Origin of the sequence: Amycolatopsis cynarae (genome assembly GCF_026802195.1) — a bacterium.
GTDB classification, from domain to species: Bacteria; Actinomycetota; Actinomycetes; order Mycobacteriales; family Pseudonocardiaceae; genus Amycolatopsis_E; species Amycolatopsis_E rhizosphaerae.
The window spans coordinates 4307871-4325834 of the sequence record NZ_CP113836.1 but is presented as its reverse complement, the minus strand read 5'-3'; the positions used below and the strand labels follow the sequence as shown (position 1 = coordinate 4325834).

Annotated in this window: 16 protein-coding genes; 6 read left to right on the top strand and 10 right to left on the bottom strand. The window is 69.4% G+C overall.

What is annotated here, in order from left to right:
* The first annotated feature begins 38 nt into the window (after positions 1–38).
* On the top strand, positions 39–1316 hold the full coding sequence (locus ORV05_RS20675) for an MFS transporter (RefSeq protein WP_268441397.1): 1278 nt from the start codon (positions 39–41) through the stop codon (positions 1314–1316).
* Between the two features lie 88 nt (positions 1317–1404).
* Here ORV05_RS20675 and ilvA read toward each other — a convergent pair whose 3' ends face one another.
* The 4 genes from ilvA to ORV05_RS20655 form a co-directional block, all read right to left on the bottom strand.
* Entirely contained in the window at positions 1405–2649 is a 1245-nt protein-coding gene (gene ilvA, locus ORV05_RS20670; RefSeq protein ID WP_268441396.1) for a threonine ammonia-lyase IlvA, read from the bottom strand.
* 153 nt (positions 2650–2802) lie between these two features.
* On the bottom strand, positions 2803–3390 hold the full coding sequence (locus ORV05_RS20665) for a hypothetical protein (RefSeq protein WP_268441394.1): 588 nt from the start codon (positions 3388–3390) through the stop codon (positions 2803–2805).
* A gap of 104 nt (positions 3391–3494) precedes the next feature.
* Entirely contained in the window at positions 3495–3791 is a 297-nt protein-coding gene (locus tag ORV05_RS20660; RefSeq protein WP_268441392.1) for a hypothetical protein, read from the bottom strand.
* Between the two features lie 917 nt (positions 3792–4708).
* Positions 4709–5416: a BON domain-containing class I SAM-dependent methyltransferase gene (locus tag ORV05_RS20655; protein ID WP_268441391.1), complete on the bottom strand. Its 708-nt coding sequence runs from the start codon at positions 5414–5416 to the stop codon at positions 4709–4711.
* Between the two features lie 163 nt (positions 5417–5579).
* Here ORV05_RS20655 and ORV05_RS20650 point away from each other — a divergent pair, with 163 nt between their 5' ends.
* The gene (locus ORV05_RS20650; protein ID WP_268441390.1) at positions 5580–6233 is read left to right on the top strand and encodes a class I SAM-dependent DNA methyltransferase; all 654 of its coding nucleotides are present in this window, start codon (positions 5580–5582) and stop codon (positions 6231–6233) included.
* Here the strand turns inward: ORV05_RS20650 and ORV05_RS20645 are convergent.
* Together ORV05_RS20645 and ORV05_RS20640 are read right to left on the bottom strand one after the other, a co-directional pair.
* Positions 6218–7591, bottom strand: coding sequence for an aspartate aminotransferase family protein (locus tag ORV05_RS20645; RefSeq protein WP_268441388.1), 1374 nt, complete (start codon positions 7589–7591; stop codon positions 6218–6220). The genes ORV05_RS20650 and ORV05_RS20645 overlap by 16 nt on opposite strands.
* Positions 7551–8876, bottom strand: coding sequence for a cysteate synthase (locus ORV05_RS20640; protein WP_268441386.1), 1326 nt, complete (start codon positions 8874–8876; stop codon positions 7551–7553). Before ORV05_RS20640 ends, ORV05_RS20645 begins: the two co-directional genes overlap by 41 nt.
* A gap of 202 nt (positions 8877–9078) precedes the next feature.
* Here ORV05_RS20640 and ORV05_RS20635 point away from each other — a divergent pair, with 202 nt between their 5' ends.
* The gene (locus ORV05_RS20635) at positions 9079–10635 is read left to right on the top strand and encodes an MFS transporter (RefSeq protein WP_268441383.1); all 1557 of its coding nucleotides are present in this window, start codon (positions 9079–9081) and stop codon (positions 10633–10635) included.
* A gap of 132 nt (positions 10636–10767) precedes the next feature.
* Here ORV05_RS20635 and ORV05_RS20630 read toward each other — a convergent pair whose 3' ends face one another.
* From ORV05_RS20630 to ORV05_RS20620, 3 genes are all read right to left on the bottom strand, one after another.
* Positions 10768–11727, bottom strand: coding sequence for a right-handed parallel beta-helix repeat-containing protein (locus ORV05_RS20630; protein WP_268441380.1), 960 nt, complete (start codon positions 11725–11727; stop codon positions 10768–10770).
* Between the two features lie 187 nt (positions 11728–11914).
* Entirely contained in the window at positions 11915–13180 is a 1266-nt protein-coding gene (locus ORV05_RS20625; protein ID WP_268441377.1) for an alpha/beta hydrolase family protein, read from the bottom strand.
* Positions 13181–13744: 564 nt separating this feature from the next.
* The gene (locus ORV05_RS20620) at positions 13745–14587 is read right to left on the bottom strand and encodes a helix-turn-helix transcriptional regulator (protein ID WP_268441374.1); all 843 of its coding nucleotides are present in this window, start codon (positions 14585–14587) and stop codon (positions 13745–13747) included.
* A 99-nt stretch (positions 14588–14686) separates the two neighbouring features.
* On the opposite strand from ORV05_RS20620, the gene ORV05_RS20615 reads away from it, so the two are divergent.
* The 3 genes from ORV05_RS20615 to ORV05_RS20605 all read left to right on the top strand — a co-directional run bounded on the left by ORV05_RS20615 (position 14687) and on the right by ORV05_RS20605 (position 17504).
* The gene (locus tag ORV05_RS20615; RefSeq protein WP_268441372.1) at positions 14687–16144 is read left to right on the top strand and encodes an aldehyde dehydrogenase family protein; all 1458 of its coding nucleotides are present in this window, start codon (positions 14687–14689) and stop codon (positions 16142–16144) included.
* A gap of 299 nt (positions 16145–16443) precedes the next feature.
* A complete protein-coding gene (locus ORV05_RS20610; RefSeq protein WP_268441370.1) occupies positions 16444–16767 on the top strand; it encodes a putative quinol monooxygenase in 324 nt (107 codons plus the stop codon).
* A gap of 44 nt (positions 16768–16811) precedes the next feature.
* On the top strand, positions 16812–17504 hold the full coding sequence (locus tag ORV05_RS20605) for an SDR family NAD(P)-dependent oxidoreductase (RefSeq protein WP_268441368.1): 693 nt from the start codon (positions 16812–16814) through the stop codon (positions 17502–17504).
* Positions 17505–17648: 144 nt separating this feature from the next.
* Here ORV05_RS20605 and ORV05_RS20600 read toward each other — a convergent pair whose 3' ends face one another.
* Positions 17649–17909, bottom strand: coding sequence for a hypothetical protein (locus ORV05_RS20600; RefSeq protein WP_268441365.1), 261 nt, complete (start codon positions 17907–17909; stop codon positions 17649–17651).
* Positions 17910–17964: the final 55 nt, after the last annotated feature.

Genomic DNA, 17964 nt, shown 5'->3' with positions numbered 1-17964 from the left:
ACTGATGCGCGGGGTGCCCGGCGGTTAGAGTGACGTCCGTGACATCTGGAAGAGCGGGACGTCCGACCCTGCCGCGCACCGTTTCCTTCTGGGCGGTGGCCGTTTCCCTGGGGCTGTTGCTGTTCGCCGCGAGCACCCCGTCCCCCATGTACGTTCTGTACCAGCAGCGCTGGGGGTTCTCCCCGATCGTGCTGACGGTCGTGTTCGCCGTCTACGTGCTGTGCCTGCTGCTGGCGCTGGTGTGCACCGGGACGCTGTGTGACCACATTGGACGAAGGCCCGTCCTGTTCGCCGCGCTGCTGCTGCAGGCGGCGGCGATGGTGGTGTTCGCGGAAGCGGGCGGGGTGGGCACCCTGATCGTCGCGCGGGTGGTCCAGGGCCTGGCCACCGGCCTGGCCACGGGCGCGATGAGCGCGAGCCTGATCGACCTCCAGCCGTCCTCGCGGCCCCGGCTGGGGGCGCAGGTGGCGAGCATCGCGCCGTCACTGGGGCTCGGTGCCGGCGCGCTCGGCTCCGGCCTGCTCGTCGAACACGGCCCGTACCCGACACAGCTCATCTACTGGCTGCTCGCCGCACTGTTCGTCCTGGCCGCCGCCACGGCGCTGTTCATGCCGGAAACCGCGGAACCGGACGGCCGGTGGCTGCCCGCGCTGCGGCCGCGCGTGGTGGTGCCGGGCAGTGCCCGTTCGCTGTTCGTGGCGATCGCCCCCTCGCTGTTCGCCTTCTGGTCGCTGAGCGGGCTCTACCTTTCGCTCGGCGCTTCGGTGACGGGCACGCTGCTGCACAGCGGCAGCCACCTGACCGCCGGACTGGTGATCACGGTGCTGGCCTGTGCGGGGGCGCTCACCTCGAGCCTGACTTCGAACTGGCCCGCGGGGCGGGCGCTGCTGAGCGGTTCGGTCGCGCTGATCGCCGGGGTCGTGCTGATCCTCGACGCCGTCCACACTGGATCGGAGCTGTTGTTCTTCCTCGGCACCGCGATCGCGGGCTTCGGTTTCGGCCCGGCCTTCAGCGGGGCGTTCAAGGTGCTCACCGCCGCCTCGCCCGCCGCGGAGCGTTCCGGCGTGGTCGCGGCCATCTACGTGGTCTCCTACCTCGGCATGAGCCTGCCCGCACTGGCCGCGGGGGCCGTCGTGCGCAGCGTGGGCCTGGTGACCACGGCGACCGCCTACGGGCTGGGCATCATCGTGCTGGCGGTCATCGCGTCGGCGGCCTACCTCGGCGCGTCCCGGAGGCGGGAACCCGCGCCCGCCGCGGTGCCCGCCGCACCGCCCTGCCCGGGCACCGTCGCCCTGCACGCCAGCGCGCACCAGTGAACCCTCGGGCATGGGCCGTGGAGGGACCCCTCACAGTCGAATCGACTGTGAAGGCTCCCTTCACGGCTCGTCGCGGCCCTGACCGGGCCTAGATCAGGAAGCGGAAGGTGGGGTCGTCGGGCGACAGCTTCTGCGCCGAGATCGGGGAGGCGTCGAGGCGCGCGAGCAGGGGCGCGAGGTCCTCCGGGGCACCCAGTTCGAGGCCCACCAGTGCCGGGCCGAACTCGCGGTTGGTGCGCTTGACGTACTCGAACAGGGTGATGTCGTCGTCCGGGCCGAGCACCTCGTCCAGGAACCGGCGCAGTGCCCCCGGTTCCTGCGGGAACTCGACCAGGAAGTAGTGCTTCACCCCGCGTGAGACCAGTGCCCGTTCGATGACCTCGGCGTAGCGGCTCACGTCGTGGTTGCCACCGGAGACGACGGCGACCACGGTTTCGCCCGGCGCGACGAGGCCGGACGTGCGCAGCGCCGCGGTGGCCAGCGCCCCGGCCGGTTCCGCGATGATGCCGTCGACGTCGAACAGGTCGAGCATCTCCTCGCACAGCACGCCGGGGTCCACCTCGCGCAGGTCGATGGGATGCTCCGCCAGCACACCGTGGGTGTGGGCGCCGACCTTGCGCACCGCCGCGCCGTCCACGAAACCGTCGAGGGCGGCCAGTTCGACCGGCCGTCCGGCCGCGATCGCGGCCGCCATGCTCGCCGCGCCGCGGGGTTCGACACCCAGGACGCGGGTCGCGGGGTGGTGTTTGGCCAGCCAGGTGGTCATCCCGGCGACCAGGCCCCCACCGCCGACCGGGACGACGACCACGTCCGGGGCGGTGCCGAGTTGTTCGGCGATCTCCCGGGCGACCGTGCCCTGACCGGCGATCACGTCGGGGTGGTCGAAGGCGGGCACCATCACGGCGCCAGTGCGCTCGGCGTCCTCCCGCGCGGCGGCGAAGGCGGCGTCGTAGGTGTCGCCGCCGACGATGGTCTCCACGCGGTCGCCGCCGAGCAGCGCGATCCTGTCCCGCTTCTGGCGGGGTGTGGTGCGCGGGACGAAGATCCGGGCTCGCAGTTCGAGCGCCCGGCACGCGAACGCGACCCCCTGTGCGTGGTTCCCCGCGCTGGCGCACACGATCGGCCGGTCCCGCTGGTCCGGGTCGAGCTGGGCGAGCAGGTTGTAGGCGCCGCGCAGCTTGTAGGAGCGGACCACCTGCAGGTCCTCGCGCTTGAGCCACACGTCCGCGCCGGTGCGGGCGGAGAGCCGTTCGTGGCGCTGCAGGGGAGTGCGGGCCACGACGCCCTGCAACCGTTCGTATGCCGCGTCGACGGCAGCGGCCTCCACGCTCATGCTCTCGCCAGTCCTTCCCGGGTCGGTACTCCGTCCAGCCTAGTGAGCGGCGCCCGCCCGGCCGTCCCGTCCACCCGCCGGGGTCGGCGATGTCACTCCCACTGGCTGTGAGTTGCCGTGAGGGGACCGCTCACGGCCGTATCGACTCCGTGGTCACCTCGCGGGCGGGGCGTTGCCCGGGTACAGGGGCGGTACGTACAGCTCTCCGGGAGGCCCGGCCACCACGAGAGTGCGGGACGGGGCTCCCGCCGCGTCGACCCGGCTGCTGCTGCCCGAGCCGCGGACGTGGACCGGCGCATCGACCGGAGGCAGGAGGACCGCCATGTTGTACTTGCCGCAGAACAGTTCGAGCTGCCCGGCACCCCAGGGCGTCACGGCCTTGTTCGCCGTGCCCAGGGCGTTCCGGACTTGTTCCGGCAACTCGTCCGAGGAATCACCGTGCTCCTGGTCGTTCCGTGGCGCGGAGGCGCCGAGAGCGGTCCGGCCGGGTCCGGCCGCGCTCACCCCGCACCGGTTCCGTGACAGGTGCAGCGCAAGGTCGATGCCCGGCGCCTGCGCGACGGCGACGACGGGCAGCCCGTCGGTTGCCGGCGCGTCCGTCACGAGGCCCGGCGGCGGGCTGACCGGGGGCAGCACGAGCTGGTCCCGGGCGCTCGGATTGTGCTGGGAGCAGCCGGCGGTGAAGACAGCCGCCGCGCCGATGACCACCGCCAGCCTGTTGATCGGGTGCCTGTCCGTCATCTGCCACCTCGGTTTCGGAAAACGATTCTGTGCGGGAGGGGTGGTGCCGCCCGGAAGGTTCCGGGCGGCACCACGTGCGTTTCGACCGACTTCCTCCGGGCTGCCTACGGTGACGGCGTGCTCGGCGAAGTGGTGTTCGGGGTGAAGGGCACCCATCCCGTGCAGGCGTGGATGGGAGCCGGGTTGATCGTGCACTGGTCTTGGTAGACGTTTCCGGTGCTCGTCAGGACCGTGACATCGAGGGTGTTGCCGGTGGGCTGGCCGACGGACAAGCCGATGTCAACGGCGTTCCCGGAAGGGATGGGGCCGAGGTTGTACCACGTCCCGTTCGACGAGTCGTAGACGAAAACCGACGGTGTGCCGTTGACGTACCCGATGTACTGGGAATTGCCCTGGGTCACTGTGTCGATGCCACTGCTCGGTCCCGGAGGTCCGCTCGGGCCGGAAGGTCCGCTCGGGCCGGAGGGGCCGCTCGGGCCGGTCGGTCCGCTGGGGCCGGTCGGTCCGGTCGGACCGGTCGGTCCGGTCGGACCGGTCGGTCCGGTAGCGCCGGGAGGACCGGTCGGTCCGGGAGGTCCGCTGGGTCCGGGCGGCCCGGGAGGCCCGGGCTTACAGCACGGCTTGGGCGGTGGGAAAGTGGGCATGGGCGGCTTGGGCCTGCAGTGGTGATGCGCCCCTGGGCAATGGCAGTGCGGCGACCAGGGCAGGCACCGGCCGTCGTCCCCGCGCGGGTCGACCTGCTGTGCGGCCGCCGCCCCCGGCTGGGGGGCCTGCGCCTGCGCCCGCGGTGCGGTCCCGATCAGCACCAGGCCGACCAGTGCCGCGGAAGCGACCGCGACGAGCGCCGCCAGCCAGGTTCGCCGCCGGCCGAAAACGTGTAAGAAGGTCCGAATATTTCGTGTGATCATCTGATTCTCCGGAAGGCAGGGAGGAAATCGCTTTCACGACTCTTGTTGATCGCCTGAAAACCTTTCTGGGGGATAGTGTTTCTCTACGGACTGCATGTTTTTCCGCTTGCCGGCTCCGTGACGCCAGGGACTGCTGGGGTTCAGTCCATCTCCTGTGACAGCTGGGATCGACGTGGCTGGCGAGTCGACACTATCCGCGCCTTCGGGCGGCATCAGTTCGTCCGCTGGCCGAACACTCGAAAAGGTGGGCGGGGTTGATCTGATGGAGTAGTTTTTCCCGGCGCAACCGGGGGATTGGCGGCTACCGCGTTTAGAGTGGAATCCGGTCGCGGGGCAACGCGAAAATCTGGTGATTCCGCTGACGCCGTGGCCGGGCGTGACCGGCGGCTGCCGCCCGGGACGGCGCCGGGTCAGTCGAAGAACCGGGCCAGTTCGGCCTCGCCGGGAAAGTCCGCGGGATCGGTCAGCGGTCGCAGTTCGGCGAAGACGCCGGCGCCGTCACAGCCCACGTGCAGCGGGTTCCACAGCCGCCGTGATCCCGCGCGGCGGCAGATCCCCTTGATCGTCTGCACGTCGAGCAGGCGCACGTGCGTCGGGTCCGCGACGGCGTTGACGTAGCGCCACCAGGGGGACAGCACGAAGGCGATCCCGTCCGGCCGCAGCACCCGGTGCACCTCGTCGACCAGGGGCAGGAAGTCGACCAGGTGCTCCAGGATGTGCACGAGGAACACCCGGTCGGCCGAGCCGTCCGCGAAGGGCAGGGGAGCGGACACATCGGCCCGGACGTCGACCTCGGAGGTGAGGTGGAGGTCGATGCCGAGGTTGCCCGGATACTGCTTCTGCGCTCCGCAGCCGAGATCGAGGACCACCGGGTCCCGGCCCGCCACGCGCACCCGGTCCCACACCGCGAGCACACCGTCCAGCCGACCGATCAGCGACCGTGCCGTGTCGAGCCGGCCCGCGTCGTCGACCTCGCCGGTCAGGTGCGCGACCCCGCGGTCGAACCGCACGTCGATGCCGAGCCCGCGCACCCGGTCGTCGTACTTCCACAGTTCACGCACGGCCTGGTCGAGGAACCGGTCGCGCATCCGGAGCCGCTGCTCCGACAGGGGGACCATCCGCACCTCCCGCTCGTCCTCGCGGGGAACGTGCCCGATTCGCCGGAGGTCAAACCCGGAGGCGAGGGGGAAAGCGCTTACCGGACACCGGCTCGCGCCCATGGCGGGCGGTGGCGTCCGCCGGGGGTTAGGGTGAAGGCACTCCCGCCTCCGGAGGTGTCCCTTGACCGGCGCCGACGAGTTCGCACCCCTGCGGATCACCTACAGAACCGATGTCGCGACCACGGCCACGAACAGCCAGGAGGCCGCGAGGATCTACGACGACTGGGCCGAAGACTACGAACGGCGCATCCTGAGCTACGGGTACTCCACGCCGGCCGTGGCGGCCGGGTTCTTCGGCCGTTACGTCGCACCCGGGGCCGGAGCGGTGCTCGACGCCGGGGCGGGCACCGGGATGATGGGGCAGGTCCTCGCGCCGCTGGGCTACCACGACATCACGGGCATCGACATTTCGGAGAACATGCTGAAGGTGGCCCGCGAGAAGGGGGCGTACCGGGACCTGCGGCGGATGGAACTGGGCAGGCGGCTGGATTTTCCCGACCGCACCTTCGCCGCCGTCGTGTCGACGGGCGTCTTCGCCGCCGGTCACGCCCCGCCGGAGTCCTTCACGGAACTGGTTCGCGTGAGCAGGTCCGGCGGGTGCGTGATCTTCAGCGTGCGCACCGACGTGTACGTGGAAGGCGGCTTCCGGGAAAGGCAGGACGCCTTGGAGAGGGAAGGGAAATGGCGTCTGCTGGAGACGAGTGAGCCCTTCTCGCACCTGCGGTACGAAGATCCCGGGCTCAAGGTCCGGATCTTCGCCTACCGCGTGCGGTGAGCGAGTCCCTCCAGGACGGTCCGCAGCGCGCCGGTGAACCGGTCCACCTCGGCTTCCCCGGCAGCGGTGGAAACACACCCCACCCCGCGGGGGTCGATCAGCACGCCTTCGGTGAACAGGCCGAGAAAGATCCGGTGACGGCACCCGGCGTCGGCACCGATCGTGTCCCGGTAGGCGCGCACCGGGTGTGCGACCGGGTGGATCGCGAAGAGCGAGCCGAGGCCGGTGACCTGCGCGGGAAGACCGGCCTCGGCGAAGGCGGCCCGCATCCGGTTCCGCAGGCGGGCACCCCGGGCGTTCAGGCCCCCGATCGCTTCCCCGGTGAGCACCTCGAGGGTGGCCAGGCCGCCCGCCAGGCTGACCGGGTTGGCGTTGTAACTGCCGGGATGGGGCATCCGCGGCCCGCCGCCGGAGGGGTCGAACAGGGCCATGATGTCGCCGCGGCCGCCGAAGGCGCCGAGCGGGAAGCCGCCGCCGATGAGTTTCCCGAGGCAGGTCAGGTCCGGTGACACGGCGAAGTGTTCCTGTGCGCCTCCGTGGGCGATCCGGAAGCTGACGACCTCGTCGAAGACCAGCACGATGCCGAGCCGTGCGGTGAGTTCGCGCAGCATGACGAGGTAGTCCCGGTCGGCGGGGATCATGCCGGCGGAGCCCAGGACCGGTTCCACGACGACGGCGGCGAGCTGTTCGCCGTACTGCTCGATCAGCCGCGCCGCGGCCTCCGCCTCGTTGAACGGCAGCACCACGGTGGTGCCGAGGGCGCCCGGCGTGAGACCCGGGGACGCCGGAACCGCGGCCGGGCGTACCCGGTCTCCGGCCTGCCCGGCCGGGCGGGTGCTCACCATCACGTCGTCCCAGCTGCCGTGGTAGCCGCCCTCCACTTTGGCGACCCCGGGCCGTCCGGTGAAGGCCCTGGCGGCCCGGACGGCGTACATCACCGCCTCGGTCCCGGAGTTGGTGAAGCGGACCCGTTCGACGGAGGGAATCCTGTCGCACAGCAGTTTCGCCATCCGGACTCCGAGCGCGGTGGCTCCGGGAAAGCAGGTTCCCCTGTCCAACTGGTCCCGGACGGCCTCGCGCACTCGCGGATGACCGTAGCCGAGGACCAGGGACGTGTGGTTCCCGGTGAAATCCAGCAACTCGTTGCCGTCCACATCGGATACACGGCAGCCATGGCCCTCGGACAGCACGAGGGGATACGGAAGGTGGAAGAGGGTGCTGCGCGAATCGGCGCCCGGCAGGTACCGGCTGCCTTCCAGGAAGTACTCGTGCGACGTCGGGGTGAGGCTCCGGTAGAGCCGCTCCACATCGGACCCGTCACCGGAAGAGGCCGACGACCCGGTCCAGGGTTTCGTCACGCTGCAATTCCTTCCCGTCGATTTCGAGGGCGACTCCTGCCGGGCGCAGTTTCCTGCCCCGATGCTGCCTGCGGCGTCCGCCGCCGGTGATGTTCAGCAGGATCAGGGCTCTTCGGTCGATCCCGCCGTAGCGGGCGGTCTTGATCAGGGTGGCCAGTGCGACCGCGCCCGCCGGGTCGATGTCGATTCCCTCGACCTCTTCGAACAACCGTTTCGCTTGCAGGGTCTCGAGGTTGTCGGCGGTGCGCGTGTCGCCCCCGGAGCCGGTGAGGACGTCGTAGACACCGCCCCGGACCGAGTAGGCGGGCCGCCGGTTCGACAGCACGTGCGCGGTGATCTGCCGGATCTGGTTCTTCCCGACCTCGTCGTCGATCTCCACCAGTTCCCGGCGGCGCGCCCGCCAGGACCGGTGGACCGGCACGAACGGCTGGTTCTGGCTCAGCACGAGCCTCGGGGGCCTGCGGCCGAATCGTCCGTCACGGGTGAGCCGCATCGTGGCGTCGTAGACCGCGATAGCTCCCGCTCCGCTTCCTATCGACTGGAAGTAGTAGTCGGGGATCCGCCCGATCGTTTCGACCGCGTTCAGCACCGTCGTGCCCAGCCCCTCGCGCTTCGCGATGTTCTTCACGCCCCCCTCCGCGACGAAACCGTCGATCCGCGCAACGCGGTTCGCCAGCGCGATCGCGTCGGAGTAGTCGGCGCACCCGGTCAGGGAGACGATCTTCACGCACGGGTGGAGGGCATCGGGAAACCTCAGGCAGGCGGCCCCGGCCACGGGCAGGATGATCAGGCAGGGAATGGTGTTCAGCGAACAGGCCCTGGCGAAGGCGGCGGCGGTGTTGCCCGCCGAGGCCACGACGAGAACCTGCTCCCGCGGCCGTGGGAGCCGGGAGAGGACCGGCCACACCTCCAGTTCCTTGAAGGTCGCGGTGCCGAGGGTCGCGCCCCTTTCCGGCCAGTAGCCGTTGAACGCGACCCACAGGCCGGGCAGCCCCAGTAGGCGGTTCAGCCGTTCGCTCCGATAGGTCGCGCCGCTGCCCGCGCCGGCCAGGACCCGGGTGCCGGGCAGCCAGTTGCGGTACCGGAACAGGCCTTCGATACCCACGTCTGGTTCGAAACGAGTGTTTCGGTATTCCGCGACGACGAGGGCGGGTTCGTGGCGGTTCGGGCACTCGAGGAGGAACCCGTCGTCCTCGAACAGTGCGTCACAGCCCTGACATCGCAGACGGTAGTGCTGTTCCGGCGCCGTGCGCCGGGTGTGAGCGTGCGCTGCCCCGTGGGCCATTTTCCTCCTGTCCCGACCCGTCCCGACGCTGTGTCGCGACATCGTTTCGGGCAGAATGGGAAGGGATTTTCCTGGAGTCGCCGCGGCTTCTTCCAGGATACTTATTCATCGCGACGACGCAGCGCGAGTGAGTCGCTCACCGGGAAGGCACCGGGCAGAACTTCGGCGAGAGCGGTGCGGCGATCGGGGGGAGAATCCCGGTGTGGCCGTCAACCCGCCCCAGCCCGGGGTGCGGCATCCCCGGATGGGGATGCGCACCGTCCTCACCGTGCTGGGACCCGCTCTCGCCTTCGCGATCACCACCGTGGATCCGGTGCTGCTCACCCTGAACCTCCCGGAGATCAGCCGGGGACTGCATGTCCCGCCCGCCCAGGTCGGCCTCCTGGGCAGTGCGGCGACCCTGGTCGTCGCCGCCGCGGTCCTCGCCGTGGGGAACCTGGGCGACAGCTATGGACTCAAACGCCTGCTGATCTACGGGCTGGCCGCCACCATCGTTTTCCAGCTCCTCGCCGCGCTTTCGCCGAATCACTGGTTCCTGCTCGCGATGCGTTTCGCCGACGGCTTCGCGCTGACCGCGTTGCTGGGCCTGTCACTGGCCCTGCTCACGGTGTCCGTGCCGGACGAGTTCCGGCCCACCGCGATCGGGATCTTCCTGGCCTCGCAGGCGACCCTGTACGGGATTTCGCCGCTGCTCGGGGGTTGGGTCGTCGGGGCCGCCGGGTGGCGGTGGCTGTTCGTGATCACCCCGCCGCTCGCGCTGGTGGCGCTGCTGCTGACGGCCAGATACGTCCCCGACCCGCCCCGGCGGCCCGCGCGTCCGGTCGACGTCACCGGGGTCTGCCTCTTCGGACTGGCGCTGCTGAGCCTGGTCTACGGGATCAGCGCCGCGCAGAACGGGTTCGCCTCGCCCCGCACCTGGGTGCCGCTGGTCATCGCGGCCGTCGGCTTCGCGACGTTCCTGTGGCACGAGCGGCGGGCCCGGCACCCGGCCCTGGACCTGTCGTTGTTCACCCGGAGCGACTTCGTGGCGGCGACGCTGGCGGTGCTGACGTTCAACTTCCTGGTCGCGGGGCTGGGGGTGATACTCGGGCGGTTCGGCGGGCTCATCCTCGGGCTGCCGCCGCGGGCCGTGGGGCTGCTGTACCTGCCCGGCACGGTCCTGCTCGCGGTGACCAGCGTGCTCACCGGGCGGATGGTGCTCCGGCACGGGGCCCGGCGCGTGCTGCTCACCGGGCTGCTGGTAATGATCGCGGGCGGGCTGGTGGTGGCCTTCGGTGCCTCGCCGGTGATGGCGCTGTGGCTGTTGATCCTGGCCACCTGGCTGATCAACCTCGGTTCCTTCGTGACCGCGACCCCGGCGTCGGACACGATCCTGGCGCGGGCCACCCCGGCGGACGCGGGAGCGGTGGCGGCCGTGCAGCCCACCTTCGGCATGACCGGTTACGCGCTGGGACCGACGATCTACATTCTGCTGCTGAACCTGTTCTTCCACCGGGAATGGGTGGCCGACGCGCGTACCGCGGGCGAGTCGGTGCAGCAGGCGCAGAGCGGGGTGGACGCGGTCCGCAGTTCGCTGGCGACCAGTCCCGGCACCCCGAAGTTCGACCCCAACCTGGTCCAGCAGCGGACGGGCCTGGCGCTGGATCTGGACTACACCAACGGTGTGCGGCTCACCATGCTCGTCGTCACCCTGCTGCCCGTGGCCGTCGCGATCCTGGTCTTCTTCGCGATGCCGCGGCGGCGCCGGACGCGGAAGTAGGCGCGGGCTCGGCCAGACCACCACTCGGTCTGGGGCGGGCCGTGAAGGGACCCTTCACGGTCGAATCGACTGTGAAGGGTCCCTTCACGGCAAACGCCTCACCGGAACCCGGTGAAGGGCCGAGTGCGCTGGTCAGCCGAGGCAGCCCGGTACCGGGGTCGGGCTGCAGTTCGTGGGGGTGTTGTTGCGGACATTGGTCCGGTCCAGGGTCACCGCACCACCCTCGTTGTCGATTCCGCCCGGCGCGTTGGTCGAGGCGTTGTTGTTCACGTTGCTCCTGCTGAGGAACACCGTGCTGTTGATGTTGGCGATGCCGCCGCCCGTCCCGCCGCCGAGTGCGTCGTTGGTGTTGATGTTGGAGCCGGAGGTGGTCACCCTGCCGCCCAGGATGTTGGCGATGCCACCGCCTTTGGCGCCGGTCGCGTGGTTCCGGACGACGTTGCTGCCGGTGATGCCCAGTTCGCCGTCGTTGGCGATACCGCCGCCGCCCACCGTGTCGTTCTGCCCGAACGCGGTGTTGTCCGTGATCGCGGTGCGGTCGATCGTCATGGTGCCGTCGTTGGCGATCCCGCCACCGTTTCTCGTCGCTACGTTGAACGTGAACGCGCTGTTGCGGATGTCGGCGGAGGCGCCACCGAGCACACCGATCCCTCCGGAAAAGTCGGCCCTGTTGTTCGTGACGGTGGTTCTGGTCAGGGTCAGTCTTCCGGTGAAGACCGCCAGCCCGCCGCCGAAACTGCCCGTCGCATCGCCATTTCGGATGGTGACCAGGTCGAGGGCCAGATTGGCGTTGACCGTGAAGATCCGGAACGCGAAGGCCGACGGGTCGCGTTGGATCACGCTGCCGTGGCCGAGGATGGTGAGTGGCCGGTTGACCACCAGCGGGCCGGGATTGGTGTTGTCCAGGGTGTAGACGCACCCCTGGGTCAGGCTGAGCGTGTCTCCCGCGGCGGCGGTGTTGACCGCGTTGATCAAGTCCGCGGCGTTGCACGGCACGGAGATCGTCGCCGCCTGAGCGGGAGCCGGGACGGCGGTGAGCGCCAGGAAGAAAGCGCCTGCTCCGGCGACCTTCGCAATGTTCGGGAATTTCATTGCTTTTCCTTTTCGGGGATATCGGGGTAGAAGATTTTCTGCGCAGTTTTGCCGGGCCCGCGCCGAGGTGTGGACCCACTTCAGTAAAACCGCGTTGCTCCCCGGTTGCAGCGCTCTCACGCGGAAGCATGAACAGTGGCGGCTTGGTTGCGAGCAAGCGCATCGCGAGTGGACTGCACCATGTGGGCTACTGCACGAAGGTGATCGGGTATCGCGAAGCGCCGCCGTCCAGCAGGTGGTCGTTGTGGCCCTTTAGGAACCGGTCGAAGAACGAGGCCACCACCGCCCGGTCCGCCGCCACGGCACGGTGCGGGTCGACCGTTCCGACCGCTGCGGCCAGCGTCGCGGCCGGCACGCGGCCGGCCAACTGCGGCAGCAGCGCCTCGGCGTCGGTGAAGGACGCGTGCACCGAGTCGTCCAGCGTGACGTCAGCCTTCCAGCCGCGCTGGTGCTGCCAGAACGCGGCCCACGACGGCTCGCGGTGAACGTCGCTCCCGCCGCCTGCCGAGCTGCTGCCCATCAGCAGAAACGGCCGGTCGAGCCCGTGCAGGGCGACCTCGCTCAGGTTGGTGCCGTCGGGTTTGACGGTGTACTCCATGGTGCCGTCCATGTTGATGCCGGCCTTGATCCGGGGATCGGCGAACATCATGTTCGCCGTGGTGAACCCGCCGGCGGAGTGCCCGAACATGCCGATCCGGTTCAGGTCCATGCCCCCGGACAGCCGGACCGGCAGGCTCGTCAGCCGGTTCAGCACCAGCTCGGTGTCGGCCATGCGCGCGTCCATCAGCTTCGTGAAGAACGCCAGCGTCGTGCCGTTCCGGAACGACTGGGACCAGGCCGTCAGCAACGGCCCGTTGCCGACCACGTGGCCGTCGGGGAACTGCACCGCCGGGGCATCCCCGGTGTGGTCGATGGTGACCACCACGAAGCCGTGCGAAGCGAGGTACTCGGCCAGCGACACGTTCCAGTTCCGCGGGTCCCCGGCGCCCGGCGAATACAGGACGACCGGGAAGCGGCCCGGCGCCATCGTGGCGTCCCGCACCGAGTGGGTCTTGGTCGCGGCCCAGTCCACCAGCCCGGCCGGCAGGGTGAAGTTCCTTTCGACCGCGGCACCCAACGCCGCGCCCACCGCCGCCGGAAACTGGTTCGTGAACGGGAGGCCTCCGGTGTGGACCGCCGGGTAGAAGACGCTGATCATCAGCTCGCGGTAGGGCTGGCTGGGCACCCACGGATCCGGGCGCTTGCCGTCGACGAGCCGGAAGGTCGACTCGCCGGTGGCGTAGCGGCCGCGTGGCGCAGGAAGCGTGAGCGTCAGGCCCCTCGCGGGGTTCGCTGACGCAGACAGTGTCGGCGCGTGCGAGGCGGCCAAGGCCGAAGCCGGGACTGCGGTCGAGATGACAAGACCGGAGACGACCCCGACCAGGGAAGCGGCAACGAGACGGGAGCTGCGCATAGGAGATTCCTTCAGAGGCGGCGCTGCGGTGCTGGGACACCTCGACCTTCTCAACGCGCCTCCCCACGAGCCACGGTGCCACCAGGCGTTTCACCGCTCTGGAGAACCGGACCGCAACAGGGTGGACAACCCCACCAAGCGCGCCTTTACGTGGCTCATGACACAGCCTGGAACACTTCGTCAGGTGCTCGCCTTGGTGATATGCGCTGCGGCCGCTCCCGAAGAGGAGCTGGGCGTGGAATGCCGTGTAACGAGAAAAGCGAAACTTGCGGTTCAAGCTGCGGCAGCCGGGCCGGAGTAATCAATGCGGCCCGCGTCTGCCCAAAGGGGCGGCGAACCCTGAGAATGCGAAGAAATTTCTTGCGGCTGCCGGGGCGCAAAAGGTCGAAGGTCAGCCTCGCCGGTCGTCTGGAGCCGGGGGCCAGCTTCCATACGAGCCGCGCACACCCAGCACCGGTCTTCCCGCGGTCGCCGCCGGAGAGTCGATGGCCACGTCAGCCCAGCCCGCCGCAGGCACTATCGACGATGAACCGACCGGATAGATCACGAAACCACACTGCAACGCTAAACCCACTGCTGAAGGCCTAGGGTGGCCGCCAGGTCCAGCTTGCTGCGGGCGTCCGTGTCGGGGCGCGGCAGAAAGACCACGAGGCGCAGGTCCGCGGGCTGGATTGTCAGGACGCTGGACTCGAGGGCGATCTCGCCGACCTGAGGGTGCACGACGACCTTGCGCGCACTCTGGAGGTCGCCCACGGTTGGTTGGGCCCACCACGACAGGAAGCGGGGGATACGACGCAGCTTCGTGACGAGCGCCGCCAGGGAAGGGTCGTCCGGGTAACGGCTGGTGGTTGCGCGCAGGTCGGCGACGAGAGAGCTCTCGAACGCGTCCTGTTCGGCCTTGGTCAGCCGCATTCGTCCGGGTCCCGGCCCGAACTGGGGGCCCGGCCCGAACTGGGACAGCATGAGGTTGCGGCCGTCATCGTCGGAAGAGCTCGGGTCACCGAAGGTCGCCGCGAAAAGTTCGTTCCAGTGCAACAACTGCCAGGCAGCGCTGTAGACGGCCAGCGGGTTGACGGCGAGTTGTTCCATCAGCCGGTGCAGGCTCGACGGGATCAGCTGAGGAATCCGGTCCGGTCCCGCGGCGTGGCCGGCCAGGCGCATGAGGTGTGCTTGTTCGTCGTCGGACAGCTGAAGCGCGCGGGCGATGGCCGTGCAGACCTGAGGAGAAGGGGTAAGGGAGCGACCCTGTTCCAGCCGTTCCACGTACTCGGCGGAGATTCCAGCCAGCGTCGCCAACTCGCCGCGGCGCAGGCCGGCGACGCGGCGGGGAGAGTTGTGCGGGATTCCGACGGCCTCCGGAGTCAGGCGTTCGCGCCACGCCCGCAGGACTTGCCCGAGTTCGTTCATGTCTCCATGTTCCCTCACCTCCGGCTCCAGGGTCGTACTGGCGGTACGACGAAGATCTGTGCCTTCTTGCCGGCTCGGTGCGATTGCAGGATCGACGTCATGAACACCATTGCTCAGCACTGGATCAACGGACAGTGGACCGGCTCCGGCTCGGTTCTGGAATCGATCAACCCGGCCGACGGCGCAGTCGCCGGCTCGTTCTACGACGGTGGCGAGGCAGAGGCTTCGGCCGCCGTGGACGCCGCGGCCGCCGCGTTCGCGACCACCGAATGGGCGCGCACTCCCTCGCTCCGGGCGACCGCACTCGACCGGCTGGCCGAGGCCCTCGAGGCCCGGGTGCCCGAGGTCGCGGCCATGTTGTCCCGGGAGAACGGCAAGCTGCTGGGTGAGACCACGTGGGAGGTCAGCGGTGCGGCCGGGTGGCTGCGGTACGCGGCGGCGTCCGCGCGCACCCAGAGCGCCGGGCGCGCCGCCGAGACGGCACCCGGCCAGTACACCCACTCGGTGCCCGAGCCACTCGGTGTCGCCGGGATCATTTCTCCCTGGAACTCCCCCATCATGCTGACCGTGCGGGCACTGGGCCCGGCGCTGGCCGCCGGCTGCACCGTCGTGGTCAAACTTCCGGCTCAGACGGCGCTGACCAATGAGCTTTTCGCGCAGGTGCTGGCCTCGGTCTCGGAAATTCCGGCGGGCGTGGTCAACGTGTTCACCGAGTCCGGCAACACCGGGGCCCCGTTCCTGGTCTCCTCGGACAAGGTCGACGTGATCAACTACACCGGCAGCACACCGGTCGGGCGCCGGATCGCGGCCGCGGCCGCCCCCACGCTCAAGCGGCTCGGCCTGGAACTGGGCGGCAAGGCTCCGATGGTGATCTTTCCCGACGCCGATCTGGACATGGTGATCCCGACCGTGGTGCAGGCGCTGGTGCTGATGAACGGGCAGTTCTGCTGCACCGGCTCCCGCGTACTGGTTCACCGGGACATCGCCGACCAGGTGCGCACTCGGCTTGCCAGCGCGCTCGCGCAGGTGCGGCTCGGCTCGGGCGACGACGAGAAGGCCCAGCTCGGCCCGGTGATCGACCGGGCGTCCGCCCAGCGGGTGGACGCGATCGTCGAGGAGGCCACCTCGTACGGCACGGTACTGCTGCGCGGCGGTGTGGTCACCGACGGCCCCTTGGCCGCTGGTGCGTTCTACCGGCCGAGCCTGATCGAGGTGGACCGCACCGACGTCAGGATCGTGCAGGAAGAGGTCTTCGGTCCGGTTCAGACGTTCGAGATCTTCGACGACGAGGACGACGCCGTGACCAAGGCGAACGCCACCATCTACGGTCTGGCCGCCTCGGTGTTCAGCTCGGACTCGATGAAGGCCCGCCGGATCGCCCGGCGCATCCGCACCGGCACCGTATGGATCAACACCTGGGGAGCCATCAGCGAGGACTTCGAGGAGGGCGGCGTCAAGGGCAGCGGTTACGGCTACCTGTGCGGCCCGCGAGCGATTGAGGAGTTCCAGGCCCTCAAGGTGTATGTGGAGCAGGACCACACCCAGTCCGCTCACTGATCGGCCTCGCTCTGGCCGAGACCCGACGACCCTCGGAGAGCGACTTCACCGACGACCTCCAAGCGATTGACGTGCCCACGCTCGTCATGCACGGCGACGACGATCAGATCGTTCCGGTCGCCGAATCCGCCGAGCTGACCGCCACGCTGGCCGGAAACGCGGTGCGGTGCTGAAGGTCTACCACGCCTGTCGCACGGCATGGGCACCGTAAACGCCGACCTCCTCGACTTCATCAACTGCTGACACCGGCCTCGTACCGGCAGTCAGCTCTTCAGCACACAAGAGAAACAGGGATCAACATGACCGCGACATCGAACGGCTACGTGACCGTCATCTGGGACGCGAAGGCGAAGGCCGGCAGAGAGGCCGACCTCAAAGCGTTCATCACCGCAGCCGTCACCCCCTCCCGCAACGACCCGGGCAACATCGACTACGAGGCCCACGAAGTTGAGGGGCAGCCCGGCTCGTTCGTCATCTACGAACGCTGGGAAACACGCGCCCACCTCGACTCCCACCTCGCCGCGCCCCGGATGCTGGAACTCGTCCCCCAGATGCTCGAACTGATCGACGGATCCATCGAGGACGGCATCCGTCTGCTGCGTCCGTTCCGCCCCGCCCACTAGGTGGCGGGACAACTGCACCGACCCAACGCACAAGGGAACAGAAAATGACGACCACATTGATCACCGGCGCCAACCGGGGACTCGGACACGAGGTGGCGCGCCGACTCATCGAGGCAGGCCAGAAGGTCTGGATCGCAGCCCGGGACGCCGAGATGGGCCGTAAGGCTGCCGACCGGCTCGGTGCCGACTTCGTCCAGCTGGACGTGACCGACAACGCGTCGGTCGAGGCCGCGGCCGAGACGCTGCGGGCCCAGGCCGGCCATCTGGACATCCTCATCAACAACGCCGGGATCCTCGGCGAGGTGACTGCCCCGGAGGACATGACGGCCGACCGGATACGCCACGTCTACGAGACCAACGTCTTCGGGCTGGTTCGCGTCACGCACGCGTTTCTGCCCCTGCTGCGCACGGCGACCGCCCCGTCCGTCATCAACATCACCAGCGGCCTCGGGTCGTTCACGCTGACCCAGGACCCGGAGCGTATCGAGTCGCAGTATCCACTCGCCGCCTACGGCTCCTCGAAGAGCGCGGTCACCATGCTGACCATGCAGTACGCCAAGACGATCCCCGATGTCCGCTTCAACGCAGTGGACCCTGGCCAGACCGCGACCGAGTTCACCGGCGGCCTCGGGCACGGTGTCGAGGAGGGTGCCGAGGCAGCGGTGCGCGTCGCCACTCTGGGGCCCGACACCCCCACCGGCACCGTGACCGACCGCACCGGCGTGCTCCCGTGGTGATATGTGCCGCAGCCTGGCGGGCCGTGTGACGACGCCGGACTCTCCGGCGCCGCCGGTTTCGGGTAAGTGCCCCCGGAGGGGCCGCGAGGCAGGAGACCGGGTATCTGGGGCGGCACCCTGAACAAGGGGCGGAAGATCCAGGCGTCAGATCGTGTCGTCGAGCCAGTCGAAGATGCGCGCCACCGCCAAGCGAAGAGCACCGGGGTGGCAGTGGGCGTCGCCGCCTTCCTCCTCGGTGAAGGTCAGGAGCTTCTTTGGTGCTGTGAGGTGCTGGTACAGCTTGCGCGGATCGGGCTCTTCGGTGGCGGGGTAGAGCAGGTCGGCGGCTGCTTCGCAAACCAGAACGGGGCAGGAGATCTTCTCCGCGCTTCTGTCGTAGAAGTTGTAGCGGGCGTACTCGGCCACGAAGGCTCTGTCGGTCGAGGTGCCCGTGACGTAGCGGCCATGGTCGCAGGCCCAG